At 71.8% G+C, this 19,459-nt stretch carries 13 protein-coding genes; 10 read left to right on the forward strand and 3 right to left on the reverse strand.

Annotated elements, in window-relative coordinates; all coding sequences use genetic code 11:
* Positions 1-7 precede the first annotated feature (7 nt).
* The 5 genes from ABZT74_RS22330 to hflX all read left to right on the forward strand — a co-directional run bounded on the left by ABZT74_RS22330 (position 8) and on the right by hflX (position 7,428).
* Positions 8-547: a hypothetical protein gene (locus tag ABZT74_RS22330; RefSeq protein WP_355871680.1), complete on the forward strand. Its 540-nt coding sequence runs from the start codon at positions 8-10 to the stop codon at positions 545-547.
* A gap of 49 nt (positions 548-596) precedes the next feature.
* Positions 597-1,466, forward strand: coding sequence for a diaminopimelate epimerase (gene dapF / locus ABZT74_RS22335; RefSeq protein WP_356437465.1), 870 nt, complete (start codon positions 597-599; stop codon positions 1,464-1,466).
* Positions 1,467-1,756: 290 nt separating this feature from the next.
* A complete protein-coding gene (locus tag ABZT74_RS22340; protein WP_356437468.1) occupies positions 1,757-3,943 on the forward strand; it encodes an HD domain-containing protein in 2,187 nt (728 codons plus the stop codon).
* Positions 3,944-4,069: 126 nt separating this feature from the next.
* Entirely contained in the window at positions 4,070-5,578 is a 1,509-nt protein-coding gene (locus tag ABZT74_RS22345; protein ID WP_356437471.1) for a M1 family metallopeptidase, read from the forward strand.
* Positions 5,579-5,931: 353 nt separating this feature from the next.
* The gene (hflX, locus tag ABZT74_RS22350) at positions 5,932-7,428 is read left to right on the forward strand and encodes a GTPase HflX (protein ID WP_355871447.1); all 1,497 of its coding nucleotides are present in this window, start codon (positions 5,932-5,934) and stop codon (positions 7,426-7,428) included.
* Between the two features lie 91 nt (positions 7,429-7,519).
* Here hflX and ABZT74_RS22355 read toward each other — a convergent pair whose 3' ends face one another.
* Together ABZT74_RS22355 and ABZT74_RS22360 are read right to left on the reverse strand one after the other, a co-directional pair.
* Positions 7,520-8,704: a hypothetical protein gene (locus ABZT74_RS22355; RefSeq protein ID WP_356437474.1), complete on the reverse strand. Its 1,185-nt coding sequence runs from the start codon at positions 8,702-8,704 to the stop codon at positions 7,520-7,522.
* A gap of 186 nt (positions 8,705-8,890) precedes the next feature.
* Entirely contained in the window at positions 8,891-10,120 is a 1,230-nt protein-coding gene (locus tag ABZT74_RS22360; protein ID WP_356437477.1) for a hypothetical protein, read from the reverse strand.
* A gap of 326 nt (positions 10,121-10,446) precedes the next feature.
* Between ABZT74_RS22360 and ABZT74_RS22365 the strand changes: the two genes are divergently transcribed.
* From ABZT74_RS22365 to ABZT74_RS22380, 4 genes are all read left to right on the forward strand, one after another.
* Positions 10,447-11,904: a diaminobutyrate--2-oxoglutarate transaminase family protein gene (locus ABZT74_RS22365; RefSeq protein WP_356437480.1), complete on the forward strand. Its 1,458-nt coding sequence runs from the start codon at positions 10,447-10,449 to the stop codon at positions 11,902-11,904.
* Between the two features lie 80 nt (positions 11,905-11,984).
* Positions 11,985-14,084, forward strand: coding sequence for an IucA/IucC family protein (locus ABZT74_RS22370; protein WP_356437483.1), 2,100 nt, complete (start codon positions 11,985-11,987; stop codon positions 14,082-14,084).
* A gap of 36 nt (positions 14,085-14,120) precedes the next feature.
* Positions 14,121-14,993: a GNAT family N-acetyltransferase gene (locus ABZT74_RS22375; RefSeq protein ID WP_356437486.1), complete on the forward strand. Its 873-nt coding sequence runs from the start codon at positions 14,121-14,123 to the stop codon at positions 14,991-14,993.
* 208 nt (positions 14,994-15,201) lie between these two features.
* Positions 15,202-17,277 carry an ATP-dependent DNA helicase gene (locus ABZT74_RS22380; RefSeq protein ID WP_356164711.1) on the forward strand — a complete coding sequence of 692 codons (2,076 nt, stop codon included), beginning with the start codon at positions 15,202-15,204 and terminating at the stop codon, positions 17,275-17,277.
* Positions 17,278-17,493: 216 nt separating this feature from the next.
* On the opposite strand, the gene lexA is transcribed toward ABZT74_RS22380, so the two are convergent.
* Positions 17,494-18,270 (reverse strand): transcriptional repressor LexA, encoded by a 777-nt coding sequence (gene lexA / locus ABZT74_RS22385; RefSeq protein WP_081219793.1) that lies wholly within the window; start codon positions 18,268-18,270, stop codon positions 17,494-17,496.
* Positions 18,271-18,788: 518 nt separating this feature from the next.
* Here lexA and nrdR point away from each other — a divergent pair.
* Positions 18,789-19,340 carry a transcriptional regulator NrdR gene (gene nrdR, locus ABZT74_RS22390; protein ID WP_355871433.1) on the forward strand — a complete coding sequence of 184 codons (552 nt, stop codon included), beginning with the start codon at positions 18,789-18,791 and terminating at the stop codon, positions 19,338-19,340.
* Positions 19,341-19,459: the final 119 nt, after the last annotated feature.

The raw sequence follows: 19,459 nt of genomic DNA on the forward strand, positions 1-19,459 counted from the left end.
CGTGGCGATGGAGGCCGGCCCTCGCGACACTGCACGAGGCACTGACCACGGTGCCGTTCCGGACGGAGACGGTCTGAGCATCGACCCGGACGCCGATCGCGGCGTCGAGCCCGAGCTGGGCGGGGAACCCCTCAGCTCCGACGGACCCGACGACACCCCGCCCGGGGTGATCGCCGACGGGCCCGAGCCCGGTGCGATGTCCCCCGAGCCCGCGGTCGAGGTCGAGCTGCGCCCGCAGCGCCGGCTGCGCATCTGGCAGCTCGCGCCCATCGTGGCGCTGGCCGCCACCGGGTCCCTGATGTTCGCCTTCCCGCTGGCCTTCGAGTTCGGTGACGGCGGAGCCGTCGTCGCCATGCTCGGCCTGCTGATCTGCTCGTGCGCCGCCGGCTGGGGCATGATGGCCGCCCGCCGCGTCGGCTACGCCCTGCCCGGCTTCCCCGCGCGCGGCTCCGGCCGCCGCCCGGACTGGCGTGTGGTGATCGCGTACGTCGTGGTCGTCGCCGCGGTCGCGGTGCTCGCCGTGTGGCGCGTGGCGCGACTGCGCTGACCCGGGCGCCGTACCGCGACGCCCGGATCCGACCCCGTACGATCGGGGGATGAGCACGCGGATCGCCTTCCTCAAGGGACACGGGACCGAGAACGACTTCGTGATCGTCCCCGACCCGGAGAACGTCATCGACCTCCCGTCGGCCGGCGTCGCCGCCCTGTGCGACCGCCGCGCGGGCATCGGCGGCGACGGTCTGCTGCACGTCGTGCGTTCCGCGGCCCACCCGGAGGCCCGCGCGATGGCCGCCGACGCGGAATGGTTCATGGACTACCGCAACGGCGACGGCTCGGTCGCCGAGATGTGCGGCAACGGAGTGCGGGTGTTCGCCCGCTACCTCCAGCGCGCCGGACACGTGGCCGAGGGCGACATCACGATCGCCACGCGCGGAGGCGTGAAGACCGTGCACCTCGCCAAGAACGGTGACGTCACCGTCGGCATGGGCAAGGCACTCCTCCCCGAAGCGCAGGTCACGGTCGCCGTCGGAGAGCGCAGCTGGCCCGCGCGCAACGTGAACATGGGCAACCCGCACGCCGTCGCCTTCGTGGACGACCTCACGGACGCGGGCACCCTCTACACGCCGCCGCCCGTCACCCCCGCCTCGGTGTACCCCGACGGGGTCAACGTCGAGTTCGTGGTCGACCGGGGGCCGCGCCACGTCGCCCTGCGGGTTCACGAGCGCGGCTCGGGCGAGACCCGCTCGTGCGGCACCGGCGCCTGTGCCGTCGCCGTCGCCGCCGCCCGCCGAGACGGCGCCGACCCGGCCGTGACCGGCACCCCGGTGACGTACACCGTCGACGTGCCCGGCGGACGCCTGGTCATCACCGAGCGTGCCGACGGCGAGATCGAGATGACGGGCCCCGCGGTGATCGTCGCCGAGGGCGAGATCGACGCGGACTGGCAGGCCGGCACCCTGAGCTGAACGGCCCGGCGGCCGGCCGGGTGCCGGGCGGTCCCGGTGACCACGGGCGAGTGCCTGCGCGCCGCTTTCTGCCGTACGTCCGTGCCGCCCCTTGCAGAAGTTCGAAACTGTAAACCCCCGGACAGTCGCTCGAATGGGTGATCCGTTTCACGCTCGGCGAGAGGCGGTCAACCGGGCGTGGTGGGCTCGGTAGCATCAAGCACCGGCCCGGACGGGGGACCGACACCATCCCCTGAGCCGAGTACGCCCTGGGGCACCCGTCCGCCGGTCTTACGCAGCCGGAGGTGCCCATGAGTGCGGAGGCGACGAATCCCGCGACGCCAGGCCCCGCAACGCCCGCCCCGCAGCGCACGGCCCCGCTCGAACCGGGAGTGGCCCCAGCGCACCGCAGGAAGGGGCGTCCGCGCATCGACCTGCGGCGACTGGGCCGGGCCGCGCTGCTGGGACCCACCGCGCGCGACCGGCTGCCGGACGCGATCGGGCACGTGGCGGAGGCCCACCGCGCCCACCACCCCGACGCCAAACTGGAACCCCTGCGCCGGGCGTGGGTGCTCGCGGAGTCCTCGCACCGCGGCCAGATGCGCAAGAGCGGCGAGCCCTACATCACGCACCCGCTCGCCGTGACCCTCATCCTCGCCGAACTGGGCGCCGAGACCACGACGCTGACCGCCTCCCTGCTCCACGACACCGTCGAGGACACGGAAGTGACGCTGGATCAGGTGCGCGAGGAGTTCGGCGACGAAGTCTGCTACCTGGTCGACGGTGTCACCAAGCTGGAGAAGGTCGACTACGGCGCCGCCGCCGAACCGGAGACCTTCCGCAAGATGCTGGTCGCGACCGGCAACGACGTCCGTGTGATGTCGATCAAACTCGCCGACCGGCTGCACAACATGCGGACCCTCGGCGTGATGCGCCCGGAGAAGCAGGCGCGCATCGCCAAGGTGACCCGTGACGTGCTGATCCCGCTCGCCGAGCGTCTCGGCGTCCAGGCGCTCAAGACCGAACTGGAAGACCTCGTCTTCGCGATCCTGCACCCCGAGGAGTACGAACACACCCGGGAGCTGATCGTCGACAACGCCGGCCGCCCCGACGACCCGCTCGCGGAGATCGCCGAGGAGGTACGGGTGGTCCTGCGCGAGGCAGGCATCCAGGCCGAAGTCCTCATAAGGCCACGGCACTTCGTCTCCGTGCACCGCGTGTCGCGCAAGCGCGGCCCGATGCGCGGTGCCGACTTCGGCCGGCTCCTCGTCCTCGTGAACGAGGACGCCGACTGCTACGGCGTGCTCGGCGAACTCCACACCTGTCTGACGCCGGTGGTCTCGGAGTTCAAGGACTTCATCGCCGTCCCCAAGTTCAACCTCTACCAGTCGCTCCACACGGCGGTCACCCGGGGCGACGGCCAGGTCGCCGAAGTCCTCATCCGCACCCACCAGATGCACAAGGTCGCCGAGGCCGGCGTCATCGCGCTCGGCAATCCCTACGCCCCGCCGTCCGAGGACCTGCCGGACGGCGGCGGCGACCGCCCCTTCGAGGGCGAGCGCGCCGACCCCACCCGCCCCGGCTGGCTCTCCCGCCTGCTGGACTGGCAGCAGGGCGCCCCGGACCCCGACACCTTCTGGTCGACCCTGCGCGAAGACCTCGCCCAGGACCGCGAGATCACCGTGTTCCGTGCCGACGGCGGCTCACTGGGTCTGCCGGAGGGCGCCAGTTGCGTCGACGCCGCGTACGCGCAGTACGGGGAGGACGCGCACGCCTGCATCGGTGCCCGCGTCAACGGCCGCCTGGCGACGCTGAGTACGGTCCTGAAGGACGGCGACACCGTTCAGCTCCTGATGGGCCAGGACCCCGCCTCCGAGCCCTCCAGGGAGTGGCTGGAGCACGCCCACACGGCCGCCGCAAGGATCGCCATCCAGCGCTGGATGGCCACCCACCCCGCACCCGGCGCCGAGGAGGCCGCCGCCACGGGCCCCAGGCCGCCCGCCGAGACCCCGCCGACGCGTCCCGCGGCCGCGCACGTCACCCGCCACGCCAACGCCCTCGTCGACCAGCCGGGCGCCTCCGTGCGCATGGCCGGCTGCTGTACGCCCGTACCGCCCGACGAGGTCACCGGCTTCGCCGTGCGCGGGGGAGTGGTCACCGTGCACCGCGTGGAGTGTCCCGGAGCGGCCCGGATGAAGAGCGACGGGCGCCCGGAGGTCGGTGTGCGCTGGGGGGCGACCACCGAGTGCCGTGTCACGTTGGTCGCCGAGTCCTTCGGTCGGCCGCACCTGCTGGCCGACCTCACCGAGGCCATCGCCGGGGAAGGGGTCGCCGTCGTGTCGGCGACCGTCGAACCCCCCAGCCAGCAGCGCGTACGCCACACCTACACCCTCCAACTCCCGGACGCCGCGCGCCTCCAGGGCCTGATGCGCGCCATGCGCAACGTGCCCGGCGTCTTCGACGTGAGCCGGGCGCAGCATCCGGCGGCCGCCCAGTAGAGGCCCCGTCCGCGGCGACGCCCCCCGACGGCCGCGCTCGCCCGATGAGCCTCGGGACGGACACGTTCGGGTGGGCCGGGCGCGCGCCGCCACCACCGGCCCGGTGCGCGCTGGTAGCGGTGGTCCATGCCGCTCGAAGCCGCCCCCGCCCCTGCCCCCGTCGCCAGCCGCCCGAGGAGCCGCCGCGTCCAGGCGGCTTTGCTCGCCTCGGCCGTCTCCGTCTGCCTGATCGCCGCGAGCGCCCCCTCCCCGGGCACGGCCCTCGGCATCGGCGACCGGCTCTTCCCCACCCTCGGCAACCCCGGCTACGACGTCGAGTCGTACGACCTCGCCTTCACCTATTCCGGCGCCAACGACAAGCCGCTCACGGCCGTCACCACGATCGACGCCCTCACGACCGCCCGGCTGGACCGCGTCAACCTCGACTACGCGCACGGAACGGTGCGGTCGGTCGAGATCAACGGATCACCCGCCGACTTCGCGAGCGCGGGCGACGACCTGGTGGTGACCCCGGCCAGGACGCTGCCCGCCGGGAGGCCGCTGCACATCACCGTGCGGCACACCAGTGACCCGGTCCCCGCCAAGGGCCAGGACGGCGGCTGGGTCCGCACGACGGACGGCCTCGCGATGGCCAACCAGGCCGACGCGGCGCACCTGGTCTTCCCGTGCAACGACCACCCCTCCGACAAGGCGATGTTCACGTTCCACGTCACGGCCCCGGAGGGCTACACGGCCGTGGCCAACGGTCTGCCGGAGGGCACCGTCCGGGCCCGTGGGACCACCACCTGGTCGTACGGCACCGAACACCCCATGGCCACCGAACTGGCCCAGGTCTCCATCGGCCGCTCCAGCGTGCTGCACCGCACCGGACCGCACGGTCTGCCCGTGCGCGACGTCGTCCCCACCAAGGACCGCGCGGCGCTCGAACCCTGGCTCAGCAGGACACCCGACCAGATCGCCTGGATGGAGAGCAAGGTCGGGCGGTACCCCTTCGAGACGTACGGCCTGCTGATGGCCCAGGCACAGACCGGCTTCGAACTGGAGACTCAGACGCTCTCGCTGTTCGAGAAGGACCTCTTCACCGAGCCCGCCTACCCGAAGTGGTACGTCGAGTCGATCATGGTGCACGAGCTGTCCCACCAGTGGTTCGGTGACAGCGTCAGCCCCCGCACCTGGTCGGACCTGTGGCTGAACGAAGGACACGCCACCTGGTACGAGGCCCTGTACGCCGAGGAGAAGGCGAACCGGCCCATGGAGAAGCGGATGAAGGCGGCCTACGGCATGTCCGACGCGTGGCGGGCCGCCGGCGGCCCGCCCGCGGCGCCCAAGGGACCGAAGCCCGGCCACAAGATCAGCATCTTCCGGCCGAACGTCTACGACGGTGCGGCCCTCGCCCTGTACGCGCTGCGCCAGGAGATCGGCCGCCCGGCGTTCGAGCGCCTGGAGCGGACCTGGGTCACGGTGAACCGCGACGGCGTCGCCTCCACGGCCGACTTCGTGGACCTCGCGTCCGCCATGGCGGGCCGCGACCTGAGCGGCTTCTTCAAGGCGTGGCTCTACGGCGAGAAGACGCCACCGATGCCGGGCCACCCCGACTGGAAGAGCGACGCCCCGCAGGCCCGCAAGGGCGCGTGACACACCGCGGTCCACGCGCGCGTGGACCGCACGGAACGGGGCCGCCCGCCGTACCTCGGGCGGGCGGGCCCGGCACGACGGCGTGTGGCGGTGTGGCGACGGCGCGTGGCCGGCGCCGGGCGCGGGCCGCGTGATCGCACCCCCCGCGGGCAGGCCCACGGGTGCCCGGCGGCGGCCGTTAAGTCGCGTGACGAGACGGCCCGTACCGTGCGACCCTCTTCGAGCCGACGGAGCAGCCCCCTTCGCGGGGGCGGTCCGGCGGTGACCGGGAATCTCCCGGCGGCCCCGGGCGTTGTTCCCTGTGACGGACGACATCTGTCGGCCTTCCGCACTCCCCTCGACGTAAGGATCCAATGACCTCCTCTTCTTCCCCTTCCCAGGACGCGCAGAGCCCCGCGCAGAACTACCCCGAAGGTCTTCGGGCCGATGCCCTGATGGAAGAGGACGTCGCCTGGAGCCAAGAGATCGACGGAGACCGGGACGGCGATCAGTTCGACCGCTCCGAGCGCGCGGCCCTGCGCCGTGTGGCGGGCCTCTCCACCGAGCTCGAGGACGTCACCGAGGTCGAGTACCGACAGCTCCGTCTGGAGCGCGTCGTCCTCGTCGGTGTCTGGACCACGGGAACCGTTCGGGACGCGGACAACTCACTGGCCGAGCTGGCCGCCCTCGCGGAGACCGCGGGAGCGCTCGTGCTCGACGGCGTCGTCCAGCGCCGCGACAAGCCCGACGCGGCCACGTACATCGGTTCCGGCAAGGCCAACGAACTCCGGGACATCGTCCTCGAGACCGGCGCCGACACGGTGATCTGCGACGGTGAGCTGAGCCCCGGCCAGCTGATCCACCTCGAAGACGTCGTCAAGGTCAAGGTCATCGACCGTACGGCCCTGATCCTCGACATCTTCGCCCAGCACGCCAAGTCCCGAGAGGGCAAGGCGCAGGTCGCGCTCGCGCAGATGCAGTACATGCTGCCGAGGCTCCGAGGCTGGGGCCAGTCACTGTCCCGTCAGATGGGCGGCGGCTCGGGCGGCGGTCTCGCCACCCGTGGTCCCGGTGAGACCAAGATCGAGACGGACCGGCGTCGTATCCGCGAGAAGATGGCGAAGATGCGCCGGGAGATCGCGGACATGAAGACGGGCCGCGACATCAAGCGCCAGGAGCGCCGCCGCAACAAGGTGCCCTCGGTCGCGATCGCCGGATACACCAACGCCGGCAAGTCGTCCCTGCTCAACCGCCTCACGGGCGCGGGCGTCCTCGTCGAGAACGCGCTGTTCGCGACCCTCGACCCGACCGTGCGCCGGGCCGAGACCCCGAGCGGCCGGCTGTACACGCTGGTCGACACGGTCGGTTTCGTACGGCATCTGCCGCACCACCTGGTCGAGGCGTTCCGCTCCACGATGGAGGAGGTCGGCGACTCCGACCTCATCCTGCACGTGGTGGACGGATCGCACCCCGACCCGGAGGAGCAGCTCGCCGCCGTGCGCGAGGTCGTCCGGGACGTCGGCGCGACGAAGGTGCCCGAGATCGTCGTCATCAACAAGGCGGACGCCGCGGACCCGCTGGTGCTCCAGCGGCTGCTGCGGATCGAGAAGCGCTCCATCGCGGTCTCGGCCCGTACCGGCCAGGGCATCGCCGAACTGCTCGCCCTGATCGACAACGAGCTGCCCCGCCCCTCGGTCGAGATCGAGGCGCTCGTGCCGTACACGCACGGCCAGTTGGTCGCCCGCGCCCACACCGAGGGCGAGGTGATCTCCGAGGAGCACACCGCGGAGGGCACCCTGCTCAAGCTGCGGGTGCACGAGGAACTGGCGGCGGACCTCGCTCCGTACGTCGCGGAGCCCGCGCTCCGCTAGAAGTCCGCGCCGTGCACGACGAAGTCCCGCTCCCTCCACGAGGGGGCGGGACTTCGTCATGCGTCCGGCAACTCCAAAGGCGCGCCCGCCCCTACCGGCCGCCGTACTCCTCGCTCATCCGCTCGTAGAGCGCCCGCGCGCCCCGGCCCAGCTGCGGGCCCGCCAGCCACGTGTTGCCGGCCGGTCCGATCGACGTGTTCGACACGAGCCGGGTCCTGCCGCCGACGACGCGGAACCAGCCGCCGCCGGACGAACCACCGGTCATGGTGCAGCCGATGCGGTACATCGACGGCAGGGCCGGGTCCAGCGATAGGCGACCCGGCCTGTCGACGCACTTGAACATCTTGAGGCCGTTGTACGGCGGCGCGGCCGGGTAGCCCCAGGCGCCCATCGCACCGACCTCCCGCGCGGACGGCGCGGAGAAGTCCACGGCCAGCGCGTTGCCGACCGTCTCCTCCAGCGACTTGTCGCCCTGCTCCGGCTTCACGTGCAGCAGGGCGTAGTCGTACGGGGCGCCCGCACCGCCCGTCTCGTCACCGCCCGAGATCCACTCATGGGACGTCGAGGCCCAGTCCGCCCACCACTGGCCGTAGGGCGCGACCTCCGAGGCCGTCGCGGTGCCGAGCTGCGCCTCGGACTTCCCCTGGTCGTTGTACGACGGCACGAAGGCGATGTTGCGGTACCAGCCGCCGTCCCCGCCCGCGTGCACGCAGTGGCCCGCGGTCCACACGAGGTTGGACTTCCCCGGGTGGTTCACGTCCTTGACGACCGTGCCCGAGCAGACCATCGAGCCCTTGGGGGAGTCGAAGAAGACCTTGCCGACGGGCGCCGCGTGGTCGTGGTACGGGGTCTTCTCCGCCTCGGCCTCCACGGGGGCCGGCTCAGGGTCGCTGACCCCCGTGGCGGCCGTCGCGTCCTTCGCGGAGATCGTCTTGCCGGGATCCTTGGCGGACTTCATCCGTTCCGGCTTCCACAGCCCGTCGATCACCGGGTTGACGAAGTCCTTCGCCTCACTGAGCCACTTGTCCCGGTCCCAGTCCTTCCAGGCGCCGTCCTTCCACTGGCCGACATCGATGCCGTGCCGCTTGAGCTTGTCCCTGATGTCGTCCGGGACCTTGATCTTGTCGTCGACGCTCGCGGAAGCCCGCGACGCGGACGGGGTGGATCCGCTGCCCGCCTTGTCGTCGCCGGAGTCACACGCGGTCGCGGTGAGCGCCAGCGCGGCGACCAGGCCGGTGGCGGCGAGGACCGTACGACGCCGTCTTGAAGAACGCATGCTGCGCTTACCCCCGTTGAAGCTCTGTCTCCTGTGCCCGTCGTGCGCCGGACGCCGCCTCGCGGGGCACCTCCGCACACGACACCCCACTATGCAGGGGCAGTTGGGGACGAACGACGGTGGGCCGGTGAACGTTCTCCGCACCGGCCCACCGTCGTTCATCGGCGACGTGTCACGCCGCCCGCGTCACTGGCCGGCGAACTTCCCGCTCACCGAGTCGTACACGCCCTTGGCCACCGGGCCCAGCCGCGGGCCCGCCAGCCAGCCGGACTTGACCGGGCCGATCGAGGTGTTGGACACCAGGGCCGGCTTGCCGTCCGAGCCCGCGGCCACCCAGCCGCCGCCCGAGGAACCGCCGGTCATGGTGCAGCCGATGCGGTACATCGTCGGGTCCGCCTGCGCGACCGACAGCCGTCCCGGCTTGTCCGTGCACTGGAACATCTGCTGGCCCTCGAACGGCGGCGCGGCGGGATAGCCCGTCGCCGTGATGCTCGACACCTTCGTCACGGCGGGGGCGTTGAAGTTCACCGGCAGCGCCGAACCCACCTTCTCCTCCAGCGACTTGCCGTCACTGCCCTTCTCCGGCGTCACATGCAGCACGGCGAAGTCGTACGAGGCGCCCTGCCCGCCGGTCGAACCACCCTGCTCGATCCACTGGTCCGAGGTCTGCGCCCAGTCGCTCCACCACACTCCGTAGGGGGCGACCTCCTCGCGCGGCGCGTTCTGCAGCTGCGCGGCCGTCTTGCCGGCGTCGTTGTAGGAGGGCACGAAGGCGATGTTGCGGTACCAGCCGCCCTTCTTGCCCGCGTGCACGCAATGGCCCGCGGTCCAGACGAGGTTGGACTTGCCCGGGTGCGCCGGGTCCTCCACCACCGTCGCCGAACAGACCATGGTGCCCTCGGGGGAGTCGAAGAACACCTTGCCCGCCTCGGGCACCCCGGCGTGGTACGCCGGCTTCACAGCGCGCGCGGTCACCGGAGCCGGCTCCGGGTCGGTGACGCCCTGGTCACCGGTGAGGTCGGCGTCGTCGACGCCCTTGTTCTGATCGGGGTCGTCGGCCCCGCGCATCCGCTCCGGGTCCCACAGCCCCTTGATGATCGGGTTGATGAAGTCGTCGGCCTCGCGCAGCCAGTCGTCCCGGTCCCAGTTCTTCCAGGCGCCGTCCTTCCACTTGTCGACGTCGAAGCCGTGCTCCTTGAGCTTGTCCTTGAGGTCGTCGGGGATCTTGATCTTCCCGTCGCTGCTCGCGGACGCGGAGGCGCTGGACTTGGCGTCGGCGTTGTCGTCGCCCGAGTTGCAGGCGGTGGCGGTCAGCGCCAGCGCCGCGGTGAGGCCGACCGCGGCCAGAACGGGGGACGTTCCGCGGCGCGCGCCCCTCCCTCGGCGTGCGGCGAAGGGCGGGCGTATGGATCGCATGGTGCAACTCCCCCTGGGCGTCTGTGAACTGGTCAGGATCCGTCGATCCGGAAGCCGTTGGTACGGGACGTGCGGTACGCACGGGACCGCGGGTACCGATCGGCCGGCCGTGACCGGCGATCGTTCGGTATCGCTGAACGGCACCACACACTATGCGCTCGCTGTGGGGGACATCCGACGGAACGGCAACGGTTCCGTCACGGCAAGGATCTTCGATCCACCCGCTTCCCAACGCCCGGGGCGTCGTTGATACGTACGGGGGGCCTGAGGCCTGCGTTCAGAACCCCTCGCCAACTCGCCTCTGGACAGCGGGAGGACCTGAAGTCGTGGCCGTGACCGAATCAGCGGTGGTGCCGTCGGAGGCCTCCGGTGAAGCCGAAGGCGCGCGGGACGGCGCTTCGGCGGAGACCGAGGGAGCGCGCGCGGCGCACGAGGGGATCCTGCGGCGCCAGTCGGCGCGCGAGTCCGCGGCCCGCACCTACGCGCGCGCCCTGCCGATCGTTCCGGTGCGGGCGCGCGGCCTGACGATCGAGGGCGCCGACGGCCGCCGCTACCTCGACTGCCTCTCCGGCGCCGGGACGCTGGCCCTCGGACACAACCATCCCGTCGTCCTGGAGGCGATCAGGAAGGTCCTCGACTCGGGTGCGCCGCTGCACGTCCTCGACCTGGCCACTCCGGTCAAGGACGCCTTCACCACCGAGCTGTTCCGCACGCTGCCCCCGCGGTTCGCGGAGCGGGCGCGCATCCAGTTCTGCGGTCCGGCCGGCACGGACGCCGTGGAGGCCGCGTTCAAACTGGTGCGCGCCGCCACCGGGCGCACCGGCCTCCTCGCGTTCACCGGCGCCTACCACGGCATGACCTCGGGGGCGCTCGAAGCGTCCGGGGGCGCGACCGACGTCCGCGTCGCGCGCCTGCCCTACCCGCAGGACTACCGCTGCCCCTTCGGTGTCGGCGGGGAGCGCGGCGCCGAACTCGGCGCGCGGTGGACGGAGTCGCTGCTCGACGACACCAAGTCGGGGGTACCGCTCCCTGCCGGGATGATCCTCGAACCCGTCCAGGGGGAAGGTGGCGTGATCCCCGCGCCGGACACCTGGACGCGGCGGATGCGGGAGATCACGGCGGCCCGGTCCATCCCGCTCATCGCGGACGAGGTCCAGACGGGAGTGGGCCGGACCGGCGCCTTCTGGGCCGTCGAACACAGCGGGATCACCCCCGACGTGATGGTCCTGTCCAAGGCAATCGGAGGGAGCCTGCCGCTGGCCGTCGTCGTCTACCGGGACGACCTCGACGTGTGGGAGCCCGGCGCCCACGCCGGCACGTTCCGCGGCAACCAGCTCGCCATGGCGGCCGGCACGGCCACCCTCGCGTACGTCCGTGAGAACGGCCTGGCAGATCGCGCGGCCACCGTCGGAGCCCGCATGCTGGCCGAACTCAGGTCGCTGGCGGCGGAGTTCCCCATCCTCGGCGATGTGCGCGGCCGAGGCCTGATGATCGGCCTCGAATGCGTCGCCCCGGAAGCACCCCCGGCCTCCGCGCCCGACGGTCCCGCGCCCGCCGCTCCCGAACTGGCCGCGGCCGTCCAGCGGGAATGCCTGCACCGCGGCCTGATCGTGGAACTGGGCGGCCGCCGGTCGAGCGTCGTCCGCCTGCTGCCCCCACTGACGATCAGCGACGAACAGGCGACCGCCGTCCTCGACCGGCTCGCGGACGCGGTGCGGGCGGTGGCCCACGGGGACCGGAGGCCCGGACGGGACGGAACGCGGGGCGCCGACCGTCCCCGGTGACGGTCCGTAGCCGTCACGACCCCGACGCATCCCCCAGCTCTCCGGTGCGTCGCCGCGCCCACCCGAACGACCTACAAGGAATGCCCGTGAACACCATCCCCGCACCCGACCACCGCCCCCTCACACGCGAGCGAGCAGCCGGGCAACCCATCCCGCAACGCTCCGTGGCGGAATCGGTTCCCCGGCAGCAGGCCGGCCGCCGGGAGTCCGAGTGGCTGCGCGGGTGCGCCGCCGACCCCCTGGAGCATCCCGACACCCGAACCGCCGCCCAGGCCGCGGCAGTCGAGAACCTGCTGCGCTGCTGGGTACGGGAGAACGACCTGACTGCCCCGGACCACGGCACCCTCCGTATCCCGCTCCCCGCCAGCGGCGCGATCCTGCTGGTCCCCGTCCACTACTGGTCCGCCACCGGCTGGCACCGCTTCGGCCTTCCCCACCTCGCCTACGCTCCTGAAGGCGCACCCCCCGCGGACGCCGTGACCGTGGCCGCACTCCTCGCACGAGAGGCGGCCGCCGCCGGTACGCCGACCGCAGTGGACCGCGCCCTCAGCGGCGGCCAGTCCGCGCCCGCCGGGGCCTCCGCCTTCGGGCAGGCCCCTGCTGACCAGGCCATGCCGGGCGCGCTGTCCGCACTGTCCGCCGTCTCGCCGGTCCCGTCGGCCCGTACCTGTCAGGCGATCGCCGTGCCGGCACACGGCCCGGGCCGTACGCCGGACAGCCCGGCGGGTGAGGCCGCCGACCTCGTGGGACGCGTGGCCGACTCGGTGCGGCGCACCGCCGTGTTCGTCGAAGACCGCCGTGAGCAGCCCGCCGACGCGGGCGACCGCTTCCTCTCCGCCGAGCAGTCCCTCCTCCTCGGCCACCCACTGCACCCGACCCCGAAGGGCCGCGAGGGGCTCTCCGACGCCGAAGGAGCGCTCTACTCGCCCGAGTTGCGCGGATCCTTCCCGCTGCACTGGATGGCTGTCGCCCCCTCGGTACTCGCGACCGATTCGGCGTGGACGGAGCGCGGACGACCCGTGTCCGCGGAGCAGCTGGCCCTGCGGCTGGCCGGCGCCGCCCTGGCGCTGCCCCACGGATATGCCGCCGCGCTGCCCGTGCACCCCTGGCAGATGCGCGAGCTGAAGCACCGCACGGAGACCGCCGCCCTGCTGGACGCCGGGCTGCTCCAGGACCTCGGCCCGCTCGGCGCGGCCTGGCATCCCACCTCCTCCGTCCGTACCGTCTACCGCTCCGGCGCCCCGGCGATGCTGAAACTCTCCCTGGGTCTGCGCATCACCAACTCGCGCCGCGAGAACCTCCGCAAGGAACTTCACCGGGGAGTCGAGGTCCACCGCCTGCTGCGCAGCGGCCTGTCCAAGGAGTGGCAGGCCGTCCACCCGGGCTTCGACATCGTCCGCGACCCGGCCTGGCTCGCCGTCGACGGGCCGGACGGCAAGCCCGTCCAAGGGCTCGACGTGATGATCCGGCACAACCCGTTCGGTCCGGCGGACGACGCCTGCTGCGTCGCGGGACTCGTCTCCCCCCGACCTCACCTCTGCGCCGACGGCCACACCCTGATGCGGTCCCGGCTCACCGGACTTGTCACCGCGCTCGCCGCGCGCACCGGGCGCCCGCGCGGCGCCGTCGCCGCCGAGTGGTTCCTGCGCTACCTCGAACACGTCGTCCGCCCCCTCCTCTGGCTCGACAGCGAGGCGGGCATCGCTCTGGAGGCCCACCAGCAGAACACCCTGCTCGTGCTGGACGCGGAGGGCTGGCCCAAGGGCGGCCGCTACCGGGACAACCAGGGCTACTACTTCCGCGAATCCCGCCGCGCCGACCTCGACGCCCGGCTGCCCGGCATCGGTGAGCACAGCGACACCTTCGTCCCCGACGAGGTCACCGACGAACGCTTCGCCTACTACCTCGCCATCAACAACGTCCTCGGGCTCATCGGCGCGTTCGGCTCTCAACGGCTCATCGACGAAAGGCTGTTGATCGCCGCCTTCCGCCGCTTCCTCTCGGACGTCGTCACCGGCCCGGGCCGGCTCCGCACGACACTGCCCGCCCTGCTGCTCGACTCGCCCGTCCTGCGCTGCAAGGCCAACCTGCTGACGCGACTGCACGGCCTCGACGAACTCGTCGGCCCCGTCGACACCCAGTCCGTCTACGTCACGATCTCCAACCCCCTTCATTCCTGAGGAACATGACCCACCCCGTCTCCTGAGAGGAGCCTCGTGCCTCCCACCGAAGCGAGTACCGAAGCCGACACAGATCCCGCGGCGCAGGTCGCTCCCGGATCCGGCCCGGACACCGGAACCCGCACGCACACCGGCTCGGACCCGGGCGCCGCGACGGACTGCGAGGACACCCTCGACCTACGCCTCCCGGACGAGCTGATCGCCCTGTTCGCCCGCGGCACGGAGCAGCCCGGGGACGCCGGGGCAGGGGCCCGGGCCGGCGAGCCATGGGGATCCGCGGACGCGGCGGTCGGCGGCGTCGGGGGCTTGTGGGCCGGGGACAGCGGCGCGGGTGGAGGCGATCTGCTCGACCGGGTCGGCGGCTGGGGCCCGGTCACCACCGGCGTCGGCGTCTTCCAGCTCGTCCCCGTGCGGCCCGGCCGGGACACACCCCTCGTGTCGCGATGGATGAACGACCCCGCCGTCGCGGCCTTCTGGGAACTGGAGGGACCCGAGTCCGTCGTAGAGAGGCACCTGCGCCCGCAGGTGGACGGAGACGGACGCAGCGTGCCCTGCCTCGGGGTGCTGGACGGCATCCCGATGAGCTACTGGGAGATCTACCGCGCGGACCTCGACCCCCTGGCGCGCCACTACCCCGCCCGGCCCCACGACACCGGTATCCATCTCCTCATCGGCACCGTCGCCGACCGTGGGCGAGGGCTCGGCTCCGTCCTGCTCAGATATGTCGCCGACCACGTCCTGGACAAGCGTCCCTCCTGTGCCCGCGTCGTCGCGGAACCCGACCTGCGCAACACGCCCTCCGTCTCCGCTTTCCTGAGCGCCGGTTTCCGCTACTCCGCCGAGGTCGATCTGCCCGACAAGCGGGCCGCCCTCATGGTCCGGGACCGGGCTCTGCGCGATCTGCTGTGAACCGTCACTCCTGGTACACCGCTCGACCCGGTCCGGTTCCCGCTCGACCCGGTCCGGTTTCCGGTCGGGGAGTTCCCGTCCGCTCCACACCCGCGGACCCTCTCCCGCCGACCACCGGAACCACCCCTCCCGCACCCGTCCTGATCGCGCCCCCGGCCCCGGCCTTGATCGCCCGGTTGTCAGTGGCGCCCCGTAGGCTGGCACCGCTATGACGAAGCCCTCACTCCCCGAACTCCTGCATGCTGCCGTCACTGCTGTCGGCGGCACGGAGCGCCCCGGCCAGGTGACCATGGCCGAAGCCGTCGCGGGTGCCATCGACGACAGCTCCCACCTGCTGGTCCAGGCGGGCACCGGCACCGGAAAATCCCTCGGGTATCTGGTGCCCGCGCTCGCCCACGGAGAGCGGGTGGTCGTGGCGACCGCCACCCTGGCGCTCCAGCGACAGCTCGTGGAGCGGGACCTTCCACGCACCGTCGACGCACTGCACCCGCTGCTGCGCCGCCGTCCCGAGTTCGCGATGCTCAAGGGCCGGTCGAACTACCTGTGCCTGCACCGCCTGCACGAGGGCATGCCGCAGGACGAGGACGAAGGACTCTTCGACCAGTTCGAGGCCGCCGCCCCCACCAGCAAGCTGGGCCAGGACCTGCTGCGGCTGCGCGACTGGTCGGACGAGACCGAGACCGGCGACCGTGACGACCTCACCCCCGGTGTCTCCGACCGCGCCTGGGGCCAGATCTCGGTGTCGTCCCGCGAGTGCCTCGGCGCCACCAAGTGCGCCTATGGAGCCGAGTGCTTCGCCGAGGCGGCCCGTGAGCGCGCCAAGCTCGCCGAGGTCGTCGTCACCAACCACGCGCTGCTCGCGATCGACGCCATCGAGGGCGCCCCGGTCCTCCCGCAGCACGAGGTCCTGATCGTCGACGAGGCCCACGAACTGGTCTCCCGCGTGACCGGCGTCGCCACCGGCGAGCTCACCCCCGGCCAGGTCAACCGCGCTGTCCGCCGCTCCGCGAAGCTGGTCAACGAGAAGGTGGCCGACCAGCTCCAGACCGCGGCGGAGGGCTTCGAGCGGCTGATGGAGCTGGCCCTGCCGGGCCGGCTGGAGGAGATCCCCGAGGACCTCGGATACGCGCTGATGGCGCTTCGGGACGCCGCCCGCCAGGTGATCTCGGCCCTGGGCTCCACCCGCGACAAGTCCGTCCAGGACGAGGACGCCGTCCGCAAGCAGGCACTCGCCTCCGTGGAGTCGGTGCACGACGTGGCGGAGCGCATCACGAACGGCTCCGAATGGGACGTCGTCTGGTACGAACGCCACGACCGCTTCGGCGCCTCCCTCCGCGTGGCCCCGATGAACGTGTCGGGCCTGCTGCGGGAGAAGCTCTTCACCGACCGCTCCGTCGTCCTGACGTCCGCGACACTCAAGCTGGGCGGCGACTTCAACGGAGTGGGTGCCTCTCTGGGCCTCGCCCCCGAAGGTACGGCGGGCGACGACCTCCCCCAGTGGAAGGGCGTCGACGTCGGCTCGCCCTTCGACTACCCCCGCCAGGGCATCCTCTACGTGGCCAAGCACCTCTCGCGTCCGGCCCGTGACGCCGACCGCGGCGACATGCTGGACGAACTGACCGACCTGATCCAGGCCGCCGGCGGTCGCACGCTCGGCCTGTTCTCCTCGATGCGCGCGGCCCAGCTCGCGGCGGAGGAGCTGCGCACCCGGATCCCCGAGTACCCGATCCTGCTCCAGGGGGAGGAGACGCTCGGCGAGCTGATCAAGAACTTCGCGGCGGACCCGAAGACGTGTCTGTTCGGCACGCTGTCGCTCTGGCAGGGCGTGGACGTGCCGGGCACGAGCTGTCAGCTGGTCGTCATGGACAAGATCCCGTTCCCGCGTCCGGACGATCCGCTCATGAGCGCCCGCCAGAAGGCGGTCGAGGACAATGGAGGCAATGGCTTCATGGCCGTCGCCGCCACCCACGCCGCGCTCCTGATGGCGCAGGGCGCCGGCCGGCTCGTCCGCGCGTCCGGTGACCGCGGCGTGGTCGCCATACTGGACCAGCGCCTGGCCACGGCCCGCTACGGCAGCTATCTGAAGGCCTCGCTGCCCGACTTCTGGTACACCACGGACCGCAACCAGGTCCGCCGGTCCCTCGCCGCGATCGACCAGAAGGCACAGGAGACCGAGGCCGTCCGGACGTCCGCGGCGGAGCAGGCCGCGTCGGCGCCGGAATCGGCTGAGAGTGTCGAGACGGCTGAGAACGCCGAGACGGCGGAGGCTTCGGAGGAAGCGTAAGCAGGTGTCATGGGCGCGCCGGGCGGGTCAATGGGCTCGGCGCCGTCGTCGGCGAGGGGCACTCGGGCCGCGCCCGCGCGGGAAGGCAAGTCACCGTGGGCCGCGCCCCCACGTATCAGGGACACGGCCCACACAGCACGCACAGGACCCCGGAACCGGCGCAGTTGGTTCCGGGGTCCGGTCAGGGGCGGGGGCGGTGGTTCCGCCCCCGCGGCGTCACACCCGGCGCAGTACGGCGACGACCTTGCCGAGAATGGTCGCCTCGTCGCCGGGGATCGGCTGGTACGCGGAGTTGTGCGGCAGCAGCCACACGTGGCCGTCCTCGCGCTTGAAGCGCTTCACCGTGGCCTCGCCGTCCAGCATGGCGGCGACGATGTCACCGTTCTCGGCGACCGGCTGCCGGCGCACCGTCACCCAGTCCCCGTCACAGATGGCGGCCTCGATCATCGAGTCTCCGACGACCTTCAGGACGAACAGCTCACCGTCGCCCACCAACTGGCGGGGGAGAGGGAAGACGTCCTCGACCGACTCCTCGGCGAGGATCGGGCCACCGGCGGCGATCCGGCCGACGAGCGGCACGTACGACGCGGCCGGCTTGCCCGCCGTGTCCGTGGGCTGCACCGACGACTGGTCGGAGCCCCGCACCTCGTAGGCGCGCGGGCGGTGCGGGTCCCTGCGGAGGAAACCCTTGCGCTCCAGTGCCATGAGCTGATGCGCGACCGAGGAGGTGCTGGAAAGGCCGACGGCCTGCCCGATCTCCCGCATCGACGGCGGGTAACCGCGCCGCTGCACGGAGTCCCGGATCACCTCGATCACCCGGCGCTGCCGGTCCGTGAGTCCCGAGCTGTCGGCTCGGATGCCTGGAGGTCGCCCAGGCAGGGAGCGCTTGGGCCCCTCATGATTCGCGGCTTCGTTCATCGCATGCACCGGCTCGAGTCGGCCCTGGGAGCGGTCCTGGGCAGTGATGGTGGCGCTGTCTGCGGTGGTGGTCACGTCGGCCCCTCTCGATGGTCTCCCTGCTGGACAACGGTAGTTGCTTTCGAAAGGTTGCGCCAAACACACGTTCGAGTGAAAAACCGCAGTTTGTCTGTCGTGATCATGTGTCTGGGTGTATAGCTGGCGACGCGCCGGACGGACAAAAGCATCCATTGCTGACTCTTCACCGCCGCAGGCGGTGGCCGTCCTCGCTGACCTGGGCCGACGTCCAGTCTGCCATCAGCCGGCCGGCAGGCCGGGAACCCGCTCCCCTTCCGTGCGCCGACCACGCTATCCCCGTGTGTCCGGGATGGGTATGCCTGCGCGACACGTGCCCTTACGTGCACGACACGCGGGGATGGGGCGACTTGACGGGTCGGGCCCTACATCTAGTGGTTGGATTGCGACAGCAGCCCAGAAGTTGTGGTCCCCCGGGTCTCCGGCCCCTCGGACATCGCCTATGCTTGAGGCTGCTTCGCGGGGCCCAGGAGGTCCCGAGAGGTCTATGAGCCGTGCTGTGAAGGAGGGTTGGAGCCATGCACTGCCCCTTCTGCAGGCACCCCGACAGCCGCGTCGTCGACAGTCGTACGACCGACGACGGCACGTCGATCCGCAGGCGCCGCCAGTGTCCCGACTGCTCCCGTCGTTTCACGACCGTGGAGACGTGCTCGCTGATGGTGGTGAAGCGGTCCGGCGTGACCGAGCCCTTCAGCCGCACCAAGGTCATCAACGGCGTCCGCAAGGCATGTCAGGGACGGCCGGTCACCGAGGACGCGCTCGCCCAGCTCGGTCAGCGCGTCGAGGAAGCGGTGCGAGCCACCGGAAGCGCCGAGCTGACCACCCATGACGTGGGTCTGGCCATACTCGGACCCTTGCAGGAACTCGACCTGGTGGCCTACATGAGGTTCGCCTCGGTCTACCGGGCCTTCAATTCTCTCGACGACTTCGAAGCCGCCATCACGGAGCTTCGCGCAGTGACGCAGCGCACCGCCGTGGACGACGACGACCCGGCCGTGGTGCGCGACGAGAACGACCACGGACATGGAGGAGCCGTCGAGGTTCCCGTGTCCGCCACCGCCGCCGACTGACCGCGTGGCCGGACGCCCGGAGCGCCCGGCCCACGCCGGTGGGTGACACACACAGACCTGCTGCGACCAGCCGTGCTCTGCGGCAAGCAGCACCAGAAACACATCGCGCCACGGGAAGA

It is taken from the genome of Streptomyces sp. NPDC005302, from assembly GCF_040607345.1.
Classification (GTDB): Bacteria; Actinomycetota; Actinomycetes; order Streptomycetales; family Streptomycetaceae; genus Streptomyces.

What these genes read in the sequence shown, in the direction of transcription:
- ABZT74_RS22330 (WP_355871680.1), top strand. Translation starts at nt 8, where the DNA reads ATGGAGGCCGGCCCTCGCGACACTGCACGAGGCACTGACCACGGTGCC.
- dapF (WP_356437465.1), top strand. Translation starts at nt 597, where the DNA reads ATGAGCACGCGGATCGCCTTCCTCAAGGGACACGGGACCGAGAACGAC.
- ABZT74_RS22340 (WP_356437468.1), top strand. Translation starts at nt 1,757, where the DNA reads ATGAGTGCGGAGGCGACGAATCCCGCGACGCCAGGCCCCGCAACGCCC.
- ABZT74_RS22345 (WP_356437471.1), top strand. Translation starts at nt 4,070, where the DNA reads ATGCCGCTCGAAGCCGCCCCCGCCCCTGCCCCCGTCGCCAGCCGCCCG.
- hflX (WP_355871447.1), top strand. Translation starts at nt 5,932, where the DNA reads ATGACCTCCTCTTCTTCCCCTTCCCAGGACGCGCAGAGCCCCGCGCAG.
- ABZT74_RS22355 (WP_356437474.1), bottom strand. Translation starts at nt 8,704, where the DNA reads ATGCGTTCTTCAAGACGGCGTCGTACGGTCCTCGCCGCCACCGGCCTG.
- ABZT74_RS22360 (WP_356437477.1), bottom strand. Translation starts at nt 10,120, where the DNA reads ATGCGATCCATACGCCCGCCCTTCGCCGCACGCCGAGGGAGGGGCGCG.
- ABZT74_RS22370 (WP_356437483.1), top strand. Translation starts at nt 11,985, where the DNA reads ATGCCCGTGAACACCATCCCCGCACCCGACCACCGCCCCCTCACACGC.
- ABZT74_RS22380 (WP_356164711.1), top strand. Translation starts at nt 15,202, where the DNA reads ATGACGAAGCCCTCACTCCCCGAACTCCTGCATGCTGCCGTCACTGCT.
- nrdR (WP_355871433.1), top strand. Translation starts at nt 18,789, where the DNA reads ATGCACTGCCCCTTCTGCAGGCACCCCGACAGCCGCGTCGTCGACAGT.